Source organism: Mucilaginibacter sp. P4_G9, assembly GCF_056400985.1.
In genome coordinates, this window is the sequence record NZ_JBFUKF010000882.1 from 1 (window position 1) to 797 (window position 797).

Consider the following 797-nt stretch of genomic DNA (forward strand, 5'->3'; position numbering starts at 1 on the left):
GAGTAACTTTATTAGCCATATATTCCTTCTGCATAACTTAAGTAATAAATATTTTTATGGAATAAATGGATCTTTTTGGTCATTAGCTTTAGAATTTCAATTTTACCTTATATACCCTTTATATTTAGTAATTTTTAAAAAATACGGTTCTAAAACTGCGTTGGCATTTGTCATAGGTTTAAGTATTGTGGCAAATTTTTTTCAAATAATTTATCATATAAATTCTATCGTTTATGAAACATCTGTTCTCAAATATTGGATTATTTGGGTACTGGGGGCCCACCTGGCACATGCTTTTTATCATAAAAAAAGAATTTTTAATGTAAGTGGAATTTGGCTTATTTTAATCTTAATTTCTTTTCCGCTGGTTAGATTTTCTATTCTTTATAAATATTTTGGCCCATATATCATAACATTGTTATACGTTATGATAATGGAATGGTTCCTTTATAGTAATAAAATACACGGCAAGTTATATAACTATCTATTTAAACTAATCTCTTTTATAGGAACAATAAGTTATAGCTTTTATTTATTTCATCAGCCGTTTTTAAGTAAATTGATAGCATTACTTACAATTGGACCGGGGATTTATTTTATGTTTCTATCGTGTTTCATTGCCTTTGTTTTAATTTGTTTATTTTCTGTTATTTCTTTTAATATGCTTGAAAAGCCAGCAGTGAAAGTAGGACAACTTGTTTTTAAATGGTGTGAACGGCATAAGCTGGTATAATACCTGAATTTTATTGCTTAAGTACTATCAAAACATTAAAAATACTAACTAATGATAATAATTC

1 protein-coding gene is annotated in these 797 nt (G+C 26.9%); it reads left to right on the top strand.

Annotation, left to right across the window (positions count from 1 at the left end):
* A partial coding sequence (locus tag AC1DPZ_RS28335) for an acyltransferase family protein (RefSeq protein ID WP_477409824.1) occupies positions 1 to 733 on the top strand: 733 nt, incomplete at its 5' end.
* Between the last annotated feature and the right edge of the window lie 64 nt (positions 734 to 797).